We start from the raw sequence: 16,665 nt of genomic DNA on the forward strand, positions 1-16,665 counted from the left end.
TGGAATTTACAAATCTTTAACCAACCACATATTTTTGACGTTATTTTTTGTAGAAACTTTAAGAAATTTCGGAACTTAGCACTCTAATTATTTTATCATGCCAAAAATTTCCGAGAAAGGTATTAATATGCCAGAGTCGCCCATTAGAAAATTGGTGCCATATGCTGAAGAAGCGCACAAACAAGGAAAAACCGTTTACTATTTAAATATAGGACAACCAGATATTAAAACGCCTACTATTGCCTTAGATGCTGTTAAAGTGCACTCTTTAGATATCCTAGCCTATTCTAGATCTGAAGGCTCTGAGGAGTACAGAAAGAAAATTGCAAAGTACTATCTACGCAATAATATTAATGTTACTCATAGTGATATAATTGTAACCACAGGTGGTAGTGAAGCTTTATTATTTGCTTTTGGTAGTATTATGGATGAGGATGATGAAATTATAATACCAGAACCATTTTACGCAAACTACAATGGCTTCTCAACTGCTTCTAGTGTAAAGGTAGTTCCTGTTATTTCAAAAATTGAAAATAATTTTGCTCTACCTCCAATTGAAGAGTTTGAAAAACTAATTACTCCCAAAACTAAAGCTATTCTAATCTGCAATCCGGGCAACCCAACAGGCTATTTATATTCTAAAGAAGAAATAAGTAAGCTAGCTGCCATTGTTAAAAAACACGATCTATTCTTAATCGCCGACGAAGTCTACAGAGAATTCGTTTACGATGGTATTGAGCATTATTCAATTTTACAAGAAGCTGGGTTAGATGAGCATGCCATAGTTATAGACTCTGTTTCTAAACGTTACAGTATGTGTGGCGCCCGTATTGGTTACTTAGTTTCAAAAAACAAAGAGGTTATAACAACAGCCCTAAAATTTGCGCAGGCCAGATTAAGTCCACCAACATTGGCCCAAATTGCTAGCGAAGCAGCTTTAGATACACCTCAAAGTTATTTTGATGATGTTAAGCAAGAATACGTAAAGCGCAGAAACCTTTTAATTAAAGGTTTAGAAAACATCCCAGGTGTTAAAGTAGCAAAACCCAATGGTGCTTTTTATTGTATTGCAGAGTTACCAGTAAAAAACTCAGATGATTTTGCACGTTGGCTATTAGAATCTTTTGAATATAATAACAGTACTATTATGGTAGCGCCTGCCGCTGGCTTCTACTCTACACCTGGTGTTGGGCGAAATCAGATTAGAATTGCCTACGTATTAAATGAGGACAGCCTTAAAACAGCTGTAAAAATACTTGAAGAAGCGCTTAAAGCATACAAAGACTAATGGTCATAGAGCACAATGTTTCATTACAACCTTTTAATACCTTTGGCATAGACGCTAAGGCAAAACAGTACTGCAACATTACCAATACAACTGTGCTTTCAGAAATTTTAAAGACTAAAAACGACCAATCTTTTTTTATTCTGGGCGGCGGAAGTAATATGCTGCTCACTAAAGATATTGAAGCCTTAGTGTTACACATTAATTTAAAAGGCATTGAAGTCGTTAATGAAACCGATGACTCTGTATTTGTTAAAGCCATGGCTGGCGAAAACTGGCACCAATTTGTACTCTGGTGTTTAAAGCACAACTATGGTGGCATTGAGAATTTATCCCTAATTCCAGGTAATGTTGGCACCTCACCTATCCAAAATATAGGCGCCTATGGTGTAGAACTTAAAGATGTTTTTGAAAGTTGTGAGGCTATTAATATCAAAAACCAAGACAGCAGAATATTTTATAAGGATGACTGCGGTTTTGACTACAGAGAATCTGTCTTTAAACAAGAACTAAAGGGCAAATACATTATTACTAGTGTTACATTTAAGCTAAGCAAACACCATCACAAGCTGCATACAGCTTATGGAGCAATTAAGCAACAACTCCAAGATTTACAAATTAATAACCCAACGATTAAAGATGTGTCTAATGCCGTAATAGCTATAAGACAAAGCAAATTACCAGACCCAAAAGATATAGGCAACAGCGGAAGTTTTTTTAAAAACCCTGTCATTTCAAAAAGACAATTCAATAAATTACAAGCTAATTTTCCCGATGTGCCTTCATATATAGTGTCCGATAGTATGGTAAAAGTACCAGCTGGATGGCTTATAGAACGAGCCGGTTTTAAAGGTAAACGATTTACTGATTATGGAGTACACAATAAGCAAGCTCTTGTTTTAGTTAATCATGGTAATGCTAAAGGAATTGATATTTACAACCTCTCACAATTAATTCAGAAAACCATAAAGCGAATTTTTGATATCTCTATTGAAACCGAAGTAAACATTATATAAAGACAAAAGCCGCAATTAAAATTACGACTTTTAAATTTAGAATAACCTTTTGCGCTATTAACCAATCTCTAAGAAAAATGATTACTCTAACTTTATATAGCAAATACTTATATTACTGTATTTAATTATATTTACGTTAGCAAATCCATTTTGGATGTTTTAAAAATCTAAAAACTAAGGTTTTAACATTTTGAGCGTTACACCAACCGAACAGAAAATAATCGATTTACTAGGCAAAAGTGATAAGCGTGCCTTAGACTTGTTATACGAAAACTATTCTAGCAGCCTCTACGGAGTTATTTTAAAGGTAACTATAAACGAAGAGATTGCACAAGATGCTTTGCAAGAAACTTTTATTAAAGTCTGGAAAAATGCTCACAAATACGATCCCAAAAAGGCTAAACTATTTACTTGGCTTTTTAGAATTGCTAGAAATACAGCTATTGATAAACTAAGAAGTTTTAATAATAGATATCACAAAGAAGTCCAAATCGATACTTCAAACGTATATATCTTACCATCAAGTAATTTAAACCAAGATGTTTTGGACATTAAAGAGCATGTTGGGCGACTCGAGGAAAAGTACCAAATTGTTTTAGATGCCTTGTTTTTTCAAGGTATGACACAACAAGAAGCCAGTGACGAATTAAACATTCCGCTTGGTACTATAAAATCGAGATTAAAAATAGGGCTGCGTGAACTTAAAAAAGTTTATGACCCACAATAATAAAATTATGGAAACAAAATTACATACCTTTTTAAATTCTAACTTACTAAATAAATACTTAGTAGGTGAGGCTACCCACGAAGAAACAAAGGAGGTAGAATTTTTTATTAGTAATTACCCAGAAGCTGCAGCAGCTTATGAAAAACTTCAGAATAACTTAGAGATTATTGCAAAAGCTGGTGCTGTTGACGTTCCTAATCATATTTTGGGAAACATCTTAGACGCTTTAGACGAAACCAACGAAACCAAGGTAATTCAGTTAGTACAAAACAAAAGAACCCCTTGGTATAGTTTAGCAGCAACTGCTGCTGCAGTATTATTTGCTGTGTCTTCATTTTTCTTATACCAGAAAAATAAAACCCTTTTAGACGAAAACAATGTGGTTATTGATGAAATTTATGATTTAAGAAGCGACATAGAAAAAAACAACGCTATGTTGTCTGAATTGTCATCTGAACTAAATAAACTTAATGACCCTGATGCAAGAAAATATATAATTAGCGGTAACGATAGAGCTAAAGACCTTAAAACTGTTGCTTACATAAATCCCGTTGAAAAAACCTCGATGATAGATGTAATTAAGCTCCCAGAATTACCAGAAGATCAGCATTACCAAATTTGGGCAGAACTGCAAGACAGAATGGTAAACTTAGGTATATTAAACGCGTCTGACCGGAAGATGAAACAAATACCATACATGGAAGACGCCTTAGCCTTAAGTATTAAAATAGGCAAGGACGGTGATGACACAAATGAAAACAATACTGAGGTTGCAGAAATCTCGTTAAAAGAAAAATAATAAAATTTAAGACAATAAACTCAACAAAAAAAGAGAAGCAAACTGCTTCTCTTTTTGTTTTAAATAACGCAATGACTTATTGTAAATATCATAAATGATAGAGCACAAAAAGACGTGATTTTACATTAAAGCATTATCTTTGCAGTAAATGTTTTAAACACAATGAAATTATTACTTCTTACTTTAGGAATGTTAGCATTAGCTGTTGCCGGAATTGCCATTAAAATCTGGGCCAAGAAAGATGGCAAATTTGCAGGTACATGCGCAAGTCAAAACCCAATGCTTAATAAAGAAGGAGAATCATGTGGTTTTTGCGGAAAAACTCCAGACCAGTTCAAAGACTGTAACGAACCTCAACATTCTTAAACTTCAATGAACTTTTCGGCTATACTATTTATACTATTTGTAGTTATAGTTGTCATTCAGCTTATTTATTATTTAGCGTTTCTTTTTTCTTTTTCAGTCTTACGTCCAGAAAAAAAAATAAAAAAGCATATACCTATATCCATAATTATTTGCGCTAAAAATGAAGCCAAAAATCTTAAAAAACACCTTCCTTCTATTTTAGATCAAGACTACTTAAACTTTGAAGTTGTTTTGGTTAACGATAGTTCTACAGACAAAACCCTAAAGGTCATGAAGCTGTTTAAGGCTACTAATAGCAATATTAAGATAGTTGATGTAAAGTCTAACGAAGCATTTTGGGGAAATAAAAAATACGCACTTACTTTGGGTATTAAGGCCTCAACCAACGATTTTCTTGTTTTTACTGATGCCGATTGTAAACCAAACTCCAATAAGTGGCTTGCGGAAATAAGCAGTAAATTCTCAAACCAAAAAGCCATTGTGCTCGGTTATAGTGCTTACGCTAAAAAAAAGAATTCTTTTTTAAATGCACTTATAAGATTTGAGACTATAATAACAGCCCAACAATACTTCTCTTATGCTAAATTAGGAATGCCTTACATGGGAGTAGGCAGAAATATGGCCTACAGAAAAGAACTATTTTTTAACAATAACGGCTTTAATGGGCACATGTCCATAAAATCTGGGGACGATGATTTGTTCATAAATGAAGTTGCCAACTCAAATAACACCGAAATCTCTTTCTCTAAGGAAAGTTTTACCATTTCAGCACCTAAAACAACTTATAAGGACTGGATATTACAAAAACGTAGACATGTTAGCACAGCCAAGTTCTACAAGCCCAAGCACAAGCTACTATTAGGTCTATTTTATATATCTCAACTCTTTTTCTGGGTTTTTGGTATTACCCTTGTAATCCTCGGTTATAACATTTATTGGGTATTGGCTCTAATTGCGTTGCGTTTTGTAACTCAACTTTTGTGTTTTGGATTTACTGCTAAAAAACTAGACGACACCTATTTGGTTATTTTTTCACCCATCCTAGAATTGTTTTTAGTTACAACACAATTAATTATCTTTATTGCTAATCTTATATCTACACCAAAACATTGGAAATAAAAGACGCAATTAACAAAGCCAAACAAAATGACCAGATTGCGTTTAATTTTTTACTAGATACATTCTGGAATGATGTCTATTCATTTCAACTTATGAGAACACAAAATGAAAATGACGCAGAAGATATTACTATTCAAACGTTTTCTAAGGCTTTTGATAAAATAAGCACTTATGATAAAAACTATAAGTTTAAAACATGGCTTATTACCATATCTAAAAACATTCATATTGATTTAGTACGAAAACAAAAAAAGACCATACATAACACATCCAAAGACAATGAAGATAATTACTTAGACATTATTGATGATTCACCAACTCCTGAAGACAAAATTATTACTGAACAAAACCTTGCTAAACTGCTTAGAGATATAAAAAAGCTAAAACCGCATTATCAAAAAGTTATCAATTTAAGATACTTTCAAGAACTTAGCTACAAAGAAATTTCTGAAGAACTTAATGAACCTATGAATAATGTAAAAGTAAAACTATTACGAGCTAAGAAACTGTTAGCAGCAATTATTACTAAAACGTAATGCTATCTTATTTAAAGAAATTAGGTCCTGGTTTATTATTTGCTGGTGCAGCAATTGGTGTTTCTCACTTGGTGCAATCTACAAGGGCTGGTGCTGATTTTGGATTAGGATTATTATGGGCACTGTTGCTTGTTCATCTATTTAAATACCCTTTCTTTCAATTTGGCCCAAGATATGCGGTAGCAACAGGAGAGAGTTTATTAGAAGGTTATCATAAATTGGGTAGGCCAATTTTAATAACTTATTTTATTTTAAACTTAGCTACAATGTTTACAATTCAAGCTGCTGTAACCATTGTTACGGCTGGCTTGGCCAATTCCTTATTTGGTGATATTTCCTTTTTAAACTTCGGTATTGAAAACATAAGCAGTGTAGAAATCTGGACGATTATCTTACTCTTTATTTGTCTTTTTATTCTATTAATTGGAAAATACAACACCTTAGACAAACTCATTAAAGTGATAATTATAACACTTACCATAAGCACCTTAATTGCTGTCTGTTTTGCTTTTATTGAATTTGATAAGAGTATAGACTTCAATCAGGTATTACCAAACAATAAAATTGAAATTGCTTTTTTAATTGCCTTTATGGGATGGATGCCAGCACCTTTAGACATCTCTGTTTGGCATTCTATTTGGGCATTAGAAAAGAAAAAAAACGAAGGCTCATTTACTCCAAAAAATGCGTTGTTAGATTTTAATATCGGTTTTTTTGGTGCAATTGTTTTAGGAATTGCTTTTGTCAGTTTGGGCTATTTTGTGATGTACAATTCTGGTGATAGCTTTAGTAATGAAGCTGGTGTATTTTCTAATCAGCTTATAGAATTATACACCAAAAGTTTAGGTGATTGGGCTAAAATTCTTATTGGTATTGCTGCCTTTACAACGATGTTTAGTACTACAATTACCACACTAGATGCATCTCCCAGAGCCATGAACAAAAGTTTAGAAATTCTAAATAATAAAAGCTACAGAAAAGGTTACCTTAACTGGATACTAATCTTAACCTTCGGCACCATAATTATCTTTTTAGTTCTGGCCTCTGAGATGGGATTATTGATTAAAGTAGCTACAATTCTATCGTTTGTAACAGCACCTTTCTATGCTATAATAAATTACAAACTACTCTGTAGTAAACATACACCAAGAATTTGGCGACCAAGTTTAGCCGTGCACATCTTATCTTGGTTGGGAATTGGTTTTCTATTGGGCTTTAGTATTTGGTATCTAAGCACTCTGTAATTTAAGTTGCTCTTTAATTTCATAATCGAAAAGAGCACCACAATTCATAACATTTTTAACGCCATCCAACTCACATAAAGTTGCAACAACGGCATTTAATCCATTAAATAATATATCTTGGCTTTTATAAAAATCAGGTTTGTGACAATAGGTTTTACCCAAACGATATCCGCAACCTTCTAAAAAAGAAGCTTCAATTTTTAACAACTCTATTGGTGTATAACCATTAAATCGTCTACCTAAATTTTGATGTACTAAACCAACGTAGTTTAATTTAATAGAACCGTGCAGATTGGTCATATGTTTCCAGATATCACTTTTATCTAGAATATTCCCTACGGCACATTGTTTACAGTCTTCGGGATTGAGTGTTTTGTTATGAAAGGCTGTGTAGAGTTTTTTTAAAGCTTCATCAAAACGTTTGCTGGTAGTTTTCATAGTCTTTCTTTTTCGAAATAAAAGATACTAATTATTTAATTTATTTATATTCTACAATCAAAAAAACCGCTGTAGTTTTACCAATATTTAACACTTTATGCGTTGTTTTAACATCATTAGAAAAGCTATAGCCTTTAGGTACATCTACCTCTCTAGTACCTGTTGTATCTGTAATTCTAAATTTACCTCCAGATAAGGTATAACCAAAATGTGGGTTGTGATAGTGTTTCTCGTGACCTACATTTGGCGGAAACTTACATTTTAAGATACGTACAGATTTGTTCTCCTCAACAACTTCACAAACGTTCTTTCCTTTCCAACCTGCTTGTAGTGGGTCTGGCAATTTTTCTACCGACTTACAGTTAAAAAACAGTAGATTTAAAATCAAAAGATTTACAATAAATATTGGTTTTACGGTTTTAAAATTCATAATTGAATTTTTAAAAAATTAATGGTAATACATACCGAAACATTAAAATTAACAAGAGTACGGAGATAAGGTTTAATATCACTCCTACCCTTGCCATTTGATGTACTTTCACAAAACCACTGGCAAATACAATTGCATTTGGCGGTGTCGCCATTGGTAACATAAATGCACAACTACTTGCCATGGTAACAGGTATAAGCAAATATAATATTGGCACTTCTAGTCCTATGGCAATACCAGCCACAACTGGCGCTAACACAGCTGTTAATGCTACGTTGCTCATCAACTCCGTCATGAACAACATTAAGAAGATAAGTAACGAAGCTGTGAATAAAACACTTATTTCACTTTTAGAAATTGTTTCTGCCACAATATCTACAATACCACTTGCAGACATGCCTTTTGCTAATGCTAAACCACCACCAAAAAGTATTAAAATTCCCCAAGCTAACTTCTGTGTGTCTTTCCACTCTAAAATAAACGCGCCTTTATTAAACTTATGTGGTACTGTAAACAATGCTAAAGCTCCCAAAATACTAATCATGGTATCTGTTAGGCCAAGTTTTGGAAATATACCATTAATGACTGTTCTAAAAACCCAAAGTGATACTATTACGGCAAATGTTATCAGTACCTGTCTTTCCTTTGGTGAGAGCTTACCCAACTTCTTTAATTCACCTTCAATTACTGTTTTTGAAGCTCTAAATTCTAATCCCTTATTCGGAAATAATTTGAGCAGTACAAAATAGATTATAGTAATTAAAATGACCGAAAAAGGTAAGCCAACAATTAACCAATTCAAAAAGGATATCTCCGTGTTGTATTCATTCTCTAGTAAACCGATTAGAATAGAGTTTGGTGGTGTGCCAATTATTGTTGCAATGCCACCAGCATTAGCAGAAAACGCAATACCAAGCATTACACTTAATGCAAAATTTTGATCTGGCTTAGTAAAACCGTCAGTATCATTTATAAGTAAGTTTATTACAGACATGGCTATTGGCAACATTACCACGGCACTAGCCGTATTGCTTATCCACATGCTCATAAAAGCTGTAGCCAGCATAAAACCTAGTATAACTTTATTGGGAGTTGTACCTGTAAGTCTTATTATGTTTAGTGCAATACGTCTATGAAGATTTACTTTCTCCAAAGCTAACGCCAAAACAAAACCACCAAAAAAGAGAAATACAATGGGACTTCCGTAATTGGCACCAACCTCATCCATTGGCATCACTTTAAACAAAGGAAATAAGAACAAAGGCAACAAGGCAGTTACCGAAATAGAAACTGCTTCTGTTATCCACCAGATAATCATCCAAAATGCAACCGCAATAACAACATCAGCTTTTTCTGAAATTAAGCTAAACTGAAACACTTGAAGGAGGATAAACAATAAAGGACCTAAGATTAAACCCAAACGTTTTGATAGTGGATACATAGTGATGTTAAATAAAAGCAGGAATATAATACGAAATCTTTAAAAAATAACGTTTATCGGTTATGAAGAAACTAATACTGCTCTTGTTTATAATTAGTTTGGTTTTTATTGCATTTCAATTTAAACCTGTTGAGAATGCTTACGATACGGTAAAAGCCATTGTTGAAACTCCAAGTTTAGTCAATAAGGATAGCTTAACTATTAAAACTAGAGTTAACATATCCGAAGGCTACAAACGTGTTGCATATCCTAAAAGTAGTTTTGAAGAATACCTTAGAAATTATAAACTCAAAGCCTTTGGCAGCAAAATTATAAACTACTATAAGACAGAGTACTTTTGGCAACGTGGACACATCGGTATTTTAGAAGTACCTGTGCCAAAAAATGGTTTACAACAATGCGCAGATGCCCTTATTAGAATAAGAAGCGAATACCTTTGGGATAATAACAGAAAGGATGAAATTGGTTTCAACTTTACATCTGGTCATTATTGCTCTTGGACAAAATATGCTGAAGGTTACCGACCAAAAATTAGTGGAAACAAGGTCTCTTTTCATAAAACAGCAAGAGCTAATCATAGTAAAGAAAATTTTTACAATTATTTAAATCTTATATACACTTACTCAGGTACATTGTCGCTTTACAATGAACTAAAATCTATTAAATCTAAAGATTTGAAAATTGGAGATATGCTCATAAAAGGTGGTAGTCCAGGACATATTGTAATGCTTTGCGACGAAGCCATTAATAACAAAGGCGAAAAATTATTTCTTTTGTTTCAAGGTAATACACCTGCGCAAAGTGTACATCTTGTTAAAAATCTCGAAGACAAATCAATCTCACCTTGGTACCGATTAAAAGACAATTGCAAGATTAACGTTTCTAATTATACATTTCAAAATTCAGAGTATGTAAGATTTAAATAGAACTACTTGCTCACATTCTTTCAGCTTTTCGATGTAGAGGTATAATCAACTTTTTAACTCTTTACATATGAAACGATTTTTACTTTTTTTTATTCTTGTCACCATAATGACAAATTTTTCTTGGTCACAAGCCGAGTGGACAGGTGCTGGTGACGGCTACTCTTGGGACGACCCATATAATTGGTTAGATGAGTATGTACCTACTACAGGTGATGATATATACATCGATGGAGGATCACCGAATTATATTAGTGAACCAGAAACCTACGGAACTTTAGAACTGGCCAATGGAAGCAATTTATTAATTCAAGGAGACCTATACCTCTCTGGCGATATTATAATTGACGCCACAAGTGTATTGTCTGCAGATGTTTATCACCTAAATGATATGTCTAAAATCTTTGCAAGTAGTTATGTAATAACTGGAGACATAGATATTTTATTTTCGGGCTATGTACCGCAAATCGGCAACGCGTTTCAAATCATAAACGCCTCTCTAGGCGGCTGTGGTTTAGCAACTACAGATCTAGTCGAAGAAGGGCAAGCCACGGGTTTTAATGTTCTGCTTGGTGTGCAATGTCAAAATGATGGTGTGGTACATACCGTAATCGATATAAATTATACAACAGCAATAGCATGGGACGGAGAAGGTGGAGACAATCAATGGACCAATGCTGCCAATTGGGATCCCAACGGTGTGCCAGCCATTGACGATGTTGTAATTATCAACCTTCCTGGATCTGGAGGCATTGTTAATACTCAAGGGGCCGGAATCACACAGGCAAATCAAATACTAATTGGAGATAACAATACGCTTATTATAAATAGTGACTTAAGAATGTTTTCGGTTATACAAATGTCTGATGCAGCATCAATCATTTGGAATGCTGGGGAACTTTCAAAATCAAACCCTAGCGTTACTTCGGCAATCATCAATTACGGCACTATTATCTTAGATAGTCCAGGCTTAAAATCAATAGATGATAATTTTGAAATATGGAATTATAGCGTAATAGACCATAACCAAGGCAACTTAAATATAAATAACGGTAATATTATAAACTACAACGACAGTGAATATAATATCAATGGAGACAATATAAATATAGCTTACACGCTGGGCACAAACCATAGTTTAGAAAATTATGGCGCATCAACCATATCCAAAACATCTGGTAGCGGTACATCATCCATAAACCTTAGTAATTTTTTAAACTATGCAAATGTGCGTTCGCAATCTGGTGTACTATCCTTTGGCGAAGATTTAAATTCTGAATTTGGGTCTGTAGGTGGTGCTGGCGCAACTCAATTTCCATCAGGTTACATTTACGACGGTGTTTTATCTCCTGGCAACTCACCAGGTGTTTTAATATTTGTAGGAGATTTAGAAACATCAACCTCAGCAATATTTAATATTGAAATTGATGGCCCAAATGCTGGCACTGAATACGACCAGATTATAGTAACAAACAATGCAGATTTAAACGGTGATATTCAAATTACCCTAGGGTATTTACCAGCAAATGATGCTAGCTTTGAAATCGTATCTGCTGGTACATTAACCAGTTGCAGCTTTCCACAACAAATCACAGCAAATTTTAATGGTATGGACTACACTTTTAATGTAGTCTGCCAAAACAATAGTCTTTATCTTAACGGTCCAGGTGCAGTATTATCTACCTCTAACATTAATATTTCTGAAGTCATTCTGTATCCAAACCCTGTTTTGGATGCGTTTAATATTGAACTAAAATTCCCCTATTTTGGAAACTGGCAGTTACACAATACGTTTGGTCAGCACGTATTAGAGGGAAAGCTCAATGGTCTTAAAACAAAAGTTAGTACAAAAGAATTAGAGTCTGGCATATATCTACTGCAAATCACGGATGATAATCATCGCAATTCACTCGTAAAAAAAATAATTAAAATATAAGGTATTACTAGCTCAAGAAAAGGCTGCTTAAGATGAGCAGCTTTTTGTTTTGTTAAAATTCGTGTTTGTCTCATTGAGCCATTATCTTTGTATTTTAAAGCAATGGTAAAAAATGGGAAAGGCACTAACAGCACAAGAACTTCATAACCTGGCCATGAACCATGTAGGTAAAGATTTAGAATCTCGTGGTTTTGAATTTATTGCGGTAAATAGCAAGCTAAAACGACATCCACAATTTGTTTGTATCGATAAGAACAGTCAGTACTATTTTGTTGTTGTAAGAGCGGTAATACTACCTGAGAATCCTAATAATTACGATGTAGTTTGGATGGAAACTTTCAAAAAATATGCTTATGACAAAGATGCAAAAGTTTTATATGCAGGAGTTGGGCTTGGAAACCCTAATGGCGAAAATTTACCAATCTACCTTAACGAAGAATACCTTATAGAATACAATGGTATCCAAGTCATAGAAATGAATTTAAATTAATCATGAAAAAAATAATCCTTTTACTCGCTATTCTTGTTAGTTTTTCTTGTAAAGAAGAGCAACAAAAAAAAGACAGTATGTTGGTAAAATTATCAGGACCTGTTTTCGGAACAGGTTTTAATATTCAGTATGCTGATAATGAGAATACAGATTTTTCAAAAGAAATAGATAGCTTGTTTAATGAGGTAAACAATTCACTATCAACATATATTCCTGATTCTGATATTTCTAAATTAAACCGAAATGAAATAAGTGAAGTAGATCATTATTTCGTTGAAGTTTTTAATACTTCGAAATCTATTTACGAAAAAACTGAAGGTGTTTTTGACCCAACTATAGGCAATGTTGTTAACGCATGGAATTTTGGTGCTGAAACCAATAAATTTTTAACCGATAGCACTACAATTGATAGTTTGATGCAGTTTGTAGGTTTTAACAAAATAAAACTTACAAACAATATCATTAGCAAACCTCCCTCTACTTATTTAGAGTTTAATGCCATTGCTAAAGGTTACGGTGTAGATGTAATCGCAGAGTTTTTAGAATCGAAAAATATGGTAAATTACCTAGTTGAAATAGGTGGAGAAATACGAGCAAAAGGTAAAAATATTGAAAAAGATTCTCCATGGAAAGTTGGCTTAGACGAACCTCGCTTTGATGGAGAACAATCTGTATTTAAAGCCATTGAATTAAGAGATGAAGCTATGGCTACTTCTGGTACATACCGAAAATTTAAAATCGATGAAAACGGAAACAAATACGCACATATTATTGATACCAAAACAGGCTATCCTACAAAAACCAATATTTTAAGCGTATCTGTAATTGCAGCAGATTGCATGACGGCAGACGGTTATGCAACGGCTTTTCAGGCGATGGGAATTAAAAGAGTTGAGGAGTTTTTAAAATCACACTCAGAACTTAAAGCCTATGTTATCTATGAAGGCACTGATAAAACATTGAAAACTCTAAATCTTAATAATTTTCCAGAATAATACATGTGACCTTAAAATTATAAGCGTGTCTTATAATTGCTATTAATCATTAACTATATAAACTAGCCGTACCTTTTTATGTTTTTGGTGCGGCTTTTTATTATTACAAAGCTCTTAATAATATAAGCAACCAACCTATTACAAAAAGCAACCCACCAATTGGTGTAATTGGCCCTAAAAAGCGTAGTTTCTTTCCTTTAGCATCGCTCAAAACCAAACCATATATACTAAAAGAAAAAAGGACAATACCTAAAGTAAAACACCAATACATAGTATACGTAGAGAATTCTTGATTAAAACCAAGTATTAACAAAACAATAGCGTGATACATTTGATATTTTACACCAGTTTCAAAACTTTTAAGTTGATCTTCAGAGAGTTTTTTCTTCAATGCATGAGCGCCAAAAGCACCTAATATTATAGCTAACATTCCGAATACTGATCCAGTAATTATAAATAGTTGTTGACTCATTTGTACTAATTCTTAAAAACCACTGGTATGATTTCGCCATTGGCTAAACGATACTTGTTAATGTCTTTTGCAGAAAGATTTTTGGTATAGTCTACTGCTTTTACTGTAAAACCAACTTCTCGGAGTTTGTCAAAATAGTCCCTACCGTAAACACGTACATGGTCGTATTGTCCAAATATTTTGGTACGTTCTGATTTATCGGTTATGGTATCATCTTCAAAAGTAATATCACGATTTAAATCTTGTGGAATTTGAAAAATTCCGAAACCACCTGGTTTCATAACACGATAAAGTTCTTGCATGGCTTTTATATCATCTGGTATATGCTCTAACACATGATTACAAAAAATAACATCATAACTATTATCCTTAAAAGGAAGATTACAGATATCTGCCTTTACATCTGCAATAGGAGATCGTAAATCTGTAGTGGTGTAATCTATATTCTTAAGTTTTCTAAATCGTTTTAAAAAACATTGCTCGGGTGCAAAATGGAGTACTTTAAATTCTTTTAAAAAAAAATCGGTTTCATTTTTAAGATACAACCAAAATAATCGGTGCCTCTCTAAAGATAATGTTGATGGTGATAAAACATTGGGCCGTTGCTCTGCATACCCATAGGGTAAGAATGTTTTAAATCCTTTGCCATCTATTGGGTCTACGTACCTGTTTCCTTTCAAAAAAAAGATCAAAAGCGGTCTAATAAGATAGCTTAACCTTATTAGTAGAGGCCTTGGTAAAAGATTTAGAAAAAACTTGAAAATTGTTTTCATTAGCTATGAGACCTCTTCGATAGCTTTGTGTTGTATTATCGTGTTATAAATACCATCCCAAAGTGCAATTCTGTACTGCAATGCCAATTTAGAAACCTCTGATACTTCTCTTATTTTTTTGGAATCGTTACCACATAATGCTTCAATCATCTTTAGGGCTAGAGGGCCATGCTCGTCTCCGTCTAATTCTATATGCCTATTAAGATAATAGCTTAGTTTACTGAATATGTCTTCTTTAGTTTTAGATTGATTTATAATTTGAAAGAACATATCTGGTATAACATCTTCTCTACCAAATGTAAAAGCAGCAGCTATTTTATGAGCTTCTTTCGAGGCTATTATTGAAAAAGTAAACTTTACAAAATCAACTGTTTCAGCATTTAAGTCTAATGCATCTAAAGCTGTTGTAATAGCTTCACCATTTGCTATTTTAATTAAAAACGACTCTATACTATTGGTATCTGCACCAATTTGGCGCATTGCGTCTAAGTACATTTCAAAATGACTCATTGGTTCGCCCAATTCATTAACATCACTTTCTTCATCTAAAACAATTTCATTTATAAAGCGTGCTATATGAGGATTAGCAACAGGAAGCCATGGTAGAGAGGTATGTGTTAAGTTATTTTGCAATGCTTTTAGTAGCGACATAAAGTCCCAAACTGCAAAAACATGTTGTTGCATAAAGGTCTTTATGTCATCTACCGTAGATAAAGCACCATATAGCTTGTGGTTGTTTAACTCTTCTCTTAATAAACTTAAATCTTGTTCTATGTTTTTTAGGTCCATAATGTTTTAAAATATGATAGCGTTTTGTCTAAATCGATGTTCCTCATCGGATGTAATCCCTAATGCTTCATGCACGTATGCAAACGTGGATAAAATCTCAGGTTTACCGTCTACAATTGCTACATCATGTTCAAAATGTACACTTGGTTTGCCATCTTGTGTTACAATAGTCCAACCATCTTTTAACTGTTTTACTTTATGAGTGCCCATATTAATCATGGGCTCTATAGCTACAACCATACCTTCTACAAACTTCTTGCCTCGGCCTCTTCTGCCATAATTTGGCATCTCAGGGTCTTCATGCATTTTGCGACCAATACCATGGCCAACAAGTTCTCTTACAACACCATAGCCTTCGGCCTCGCAATACTGCTGTATGGCATAGCCAACATCTCCAACACGATTTCCTAATATCAATTGCTCTATACCTACGTATAAAGACGCCTTGGTGGTTTTAATTAATTTTTTGGTGTCTTCAGCAACCTCGCCAATCTCAAATGTGTAAGCATGATCTCCATAAAAACCATTCATTAGTGCGCCACAATCTACAGATACAATATCACCGTTTTTTAAAGGTATGTCTGTTGGTAATCCATGAACTACTGCTTCATTAACACTACATAATAATGTTGAGGGGCAATCATACAATCCTTTAAAACCTGGTAGAGCACCATGATCTCTTATAAAGTCTTCGGCAATTGTATCTAAGTAATTAGTTGTAACACCTTCTTTTATCTCCTTAGCCAACATGCCTAAAGTTTTGGATACAATAAGTGCACTTTGACGCATTAACTCAATTTCTTCTCTGGTTTTTACTATAATCATAGGACTGTAAATTAGTGTGCAAAGATAGGTATTTATAACGATTTAATAATTTTTGAAAAAT

19 protein-coding genes are annotated in these 16,665 nt (G+C 33.6%); 12 read left to right on the plus strand and 7 right to left on the minus strand.

Annotated features, from left to right (window positions below; all coding sequences use genetic code 11):
* The first annotated feature begins 97 nt into the window (after nt 1-97).
* The 8 genes from BWZ20_RS05785 (at nt 98) to BWZ20_RS05820 (ending at nt 7,092) form a co-directional block, all read left to right on the plus strand.
* Nucleotides 98-1,288, plus strand: a complete 1,191-nt coding sequence (locus BWZ20_RS05785) for a pyridoxal phosphate-dependent aminotransferase (RefSeq protein ID WP_076617570.1) — start codon at nt 98-100, stop codon at nt 1,286-1,288.
* Nucleotides 1,288-2,301: a UDP-N-acetylmuramate dehydrogenase gene (murB, locus tag BWZ20_RS05790; RefSeq protein ID WP_076617573.1), complete on the plus strand. Its 1,014-nt coding sequence runs from the start codon at nt 1,288-1,290 to the stop codon at nt 2,299-2,301. Before BWZ20_RS05785 ends, murB begins: the two co-directional genes overlap by 1 nt.
* A 190-nt stretch (nt 2,302-2,491) precedes the next feature.
* Nucleotides 2,492-3,028, plus strand: coding sequence for an RNA polymerase sigma factor (locus BWZ20_RS05795; protein ID WP_076617575.1), 537 nt, complete (start codon nt 2,492-2,494; stop codon nt 3,026-3,028).
* 7 nt (nt 3,029-3,035) lie between these two features.
* Entirely contained in the window at nt 3,036-3,827 is a 792-nt protein-coding gene (locus BWZ20_RS05800) for an anti-sigma factor domain-containing protein (protein ID WP_076621273.1), read from the plus strand.
* Nucleotides 3,828-3,989: 162 nt separating this feature from the next.
* Nucleotides 3,990-4,193, plus strand: coding sequence for a membrane or secreted protein (locus BWZ20_RS05805; protein WP_076617578.1), 204 nt, complete (start codon nt 3,990-3,992; stop codon nt 4,191-4,193).
* Between the two features lie 6 nt (nt 4,194-4,199).
* Nucleotides 4,200-5,312 carry a glycosyltransferase gene (locus BWZ20_RS05810; protein ID WP_076617580.1) on the plus strand — a complete coding sequence of 371 codons (1,113 nt, stop codon included), beginning with the start codon at nt 4,200-4,202 and terminating at the stop codon, nt 5,310-5,312.
* Nucleotides 5,303-5,848 (plus strand): RNA polymerase sigma factor, encoded by a 546-nt coding sequence (locus tag BWZ20_RS05815; RefSeq protein ID WP_076617583.1) that lies wholly within the window; start codon nt 5,303-5,305, stop codon nt 5,846-5,848. Before BWZ20_RS05810 ends, BWZ20_RS05815 begins: the two co-directional genes overlap by 10 nt.
* Nucleotides 5,848-7,092, plus strand: coding sequence for an Nramp family divalent metal transporter (locus BWZ20_RS05820; RefSeq protein ID WP_076617586.1), 1,245 nt, complete (start codon nt 5,848-5,850; stop codon nt 7,090-7,092). Before BWZ20_RS05815 ends, BWZ20_RS05820 begins: the two co-directional genes overlap by 1 nt.
* On the opposite strand, the gene BWZ20_RS05825 is transcribed toward BWZ20_RS05820, so the two are convergent.
* Genes BWZ20_RS05825 through BWZ20_RS05835 form a run of 3 tightly spaced genes read right to left on the minus strand, consistent with a single transcriptional unit; the run spans nt 7,078 to nt 9,401 of the window.
* The gene (locus tag BWZ20_RS05825; RefSeq protein ID WP_076617588.1) at nt 7,078-7,530 is read right to left on the minus strand and encodes a Na(+)-translocating NADH-quinone reductase subunit F; all 453 of its coding nucleotides are present in this window, start codon (nt 7,528-7,530) and stop codon (nt 7,078-7,080) included. The two genes, BWZ20_RS05820 and BWZ20_RS05825, sit on opposite strands and share 15 nt — an antisense overlap.
* A 40-nt stretch (nt 7,531-7,570) precedes the next feature.
* Entirely contained in the window at nt 7,571-7,960 is a 390-nt protein-coding gene (locus BWZ20_RS05830; protein WP_076617591.1) for a hypothetical protein, read from the minus strand.
* Between the two features lie 10 nt (nt 7,961-7,970).
* Nucleotides 7,971-9,401: an SLC13 family permease gene (locus tag BWZ20_RS05835; RefSeq protein WP_076617593.1), complete on the minus strand. Its 1,431-nt coding sequence runs from the start codon at nt 9,399-9,401 to the stop codon at nt 7,971-7,973.
* 62 nt (nt 9,402-9,463) lie between these two features.
* Between BWZ20_RS05835 and BWZ20_RS05840 the strand changes: the two genes are divergently transcribed.
* From BWZ20_RS05840 to BWZ20_RS05855, 4 genes are all read left to right on the plus strand, one after another.
* Nucleotides 9,464-10,327 carry a DUF4846 domain-containing protein gene (locus BWZ20_RS05840; protein ID WP_076617596.1) on the plus strand — a complete coding sequence of 288 codons (864 nt, stop codon included), beginning with the start codon at nt 9,464-9,466 and terminating at the stop codon, nt 10,325-10,327.
* A 67-nt stretch (nt 10,328-10,394) separates the two neighbouring features.
* Complete coding sequence (locus BWZ20_RS05845; RefSeq protein WP_083677161.1) at nt 10,395-12,260, plus strand: T9SS type A sorting domain-containing protein; 1,866 nt, start codon at nt 10,395-10,397, stop codon at nt 12,258-12,260.
* A gap of 112 nt (nt 12,261-12,372) precedes the next feature.
* The gene (locus tag BWZ20_RS05850) at nt 12,373-12,750 is read left to right on the plus strand and encodes a Na(+)-translocating NADH-quinone reductase subunit F (protein ID WP_076617602.1); all 378 of its coding nucleotides are present in this window, start codon (nt 12,373-12,375) and stop codon (nt 12,748-12,750) included.
* A 2-nt stretch (nt 12,751-12,752) separates the two neighbouring features.
* The gene (locus BWZ20_RS05855) at nt 12,753-13,745 is read left to right on the plus strand and encodes an FAD:protein FMN transferase (RefSeq protein WP_076617605.1); all 993 of its coding nucleotides are present in this window, start codon (nt 12,753-12,755) and stop codon (nt 13,743-13,745) included.
* A gap of 103 nt (nt 13,746-13,848) precedes the next feature.
* Here BWZ20_RS05855 and BWZ20_RS05860 read toward each other — a convergent pair whose 3' ends face one another.
* From BWZ20_RS05860 to map, 4 genes are read right to left on the minus strand one after another with little or no spacing between them, the layout of a single operon-like run.
* A complete protein-coding gene (locus BWZ20_RS05860) occupies nt 13,849-14,217 on the minus strand; it encodes a DUF423 domain-containing protein (protein WP_076617607.1) in 369 nt (122 codons plus the stop codon).
* 5 nt (nt 14,218-14,222) lie between these two features.
* A complete protein-coding gene (locus tag BWZ20_RS05865) occupies nt 14,223-14,990 on the minus strand; it encodes a class I SAM-dependent methyltransferase (RefSeq protein WP_076617610.1) in 768 nt (255 codons plus the stop codon).
* A 3-nt stretch (nt 14,991-14,993) separates the two neighbouring features.
* Nucleotides 14,994-15,779 carry a DUF3050 domain-containing protein gene (locus BWZ20_RS05870; RefSeq protein ID WP_076617612.1) on the minus strand — a complete coding sequence of 262 codons (786 nt, stop codon included), beginning with the start codon at nt 15,777-15,779 and terminating at the stop codon, nt 14,994-14,996.
* A gap of 6 nt (nt 15,780-15,785) precedes the next feature.
* Complete coding sequence (map, locus tag BWZ20_RS05875; protein ID WP_076617614.1) at nt 15,786-16,604, minus strand: type I methionyl aminopeptidase; 819 nt, start codon at nt 16,602-16,604, stop codon at nt 15,786-15,788.
* Between the last annotated feature and the right edge of the window lie 61 nt (nt 16,605-16,665).

The sequence above is a fragment of the Winogradskyella sp. J14-2 genome (genome assembly GCF_001971725.1).
Taxonomy (GTDB): Bacteria; Bacteroidota; Bacteroidia; order Flavobacteriales; family Flavobacteriaceae; genus Winogradskyella.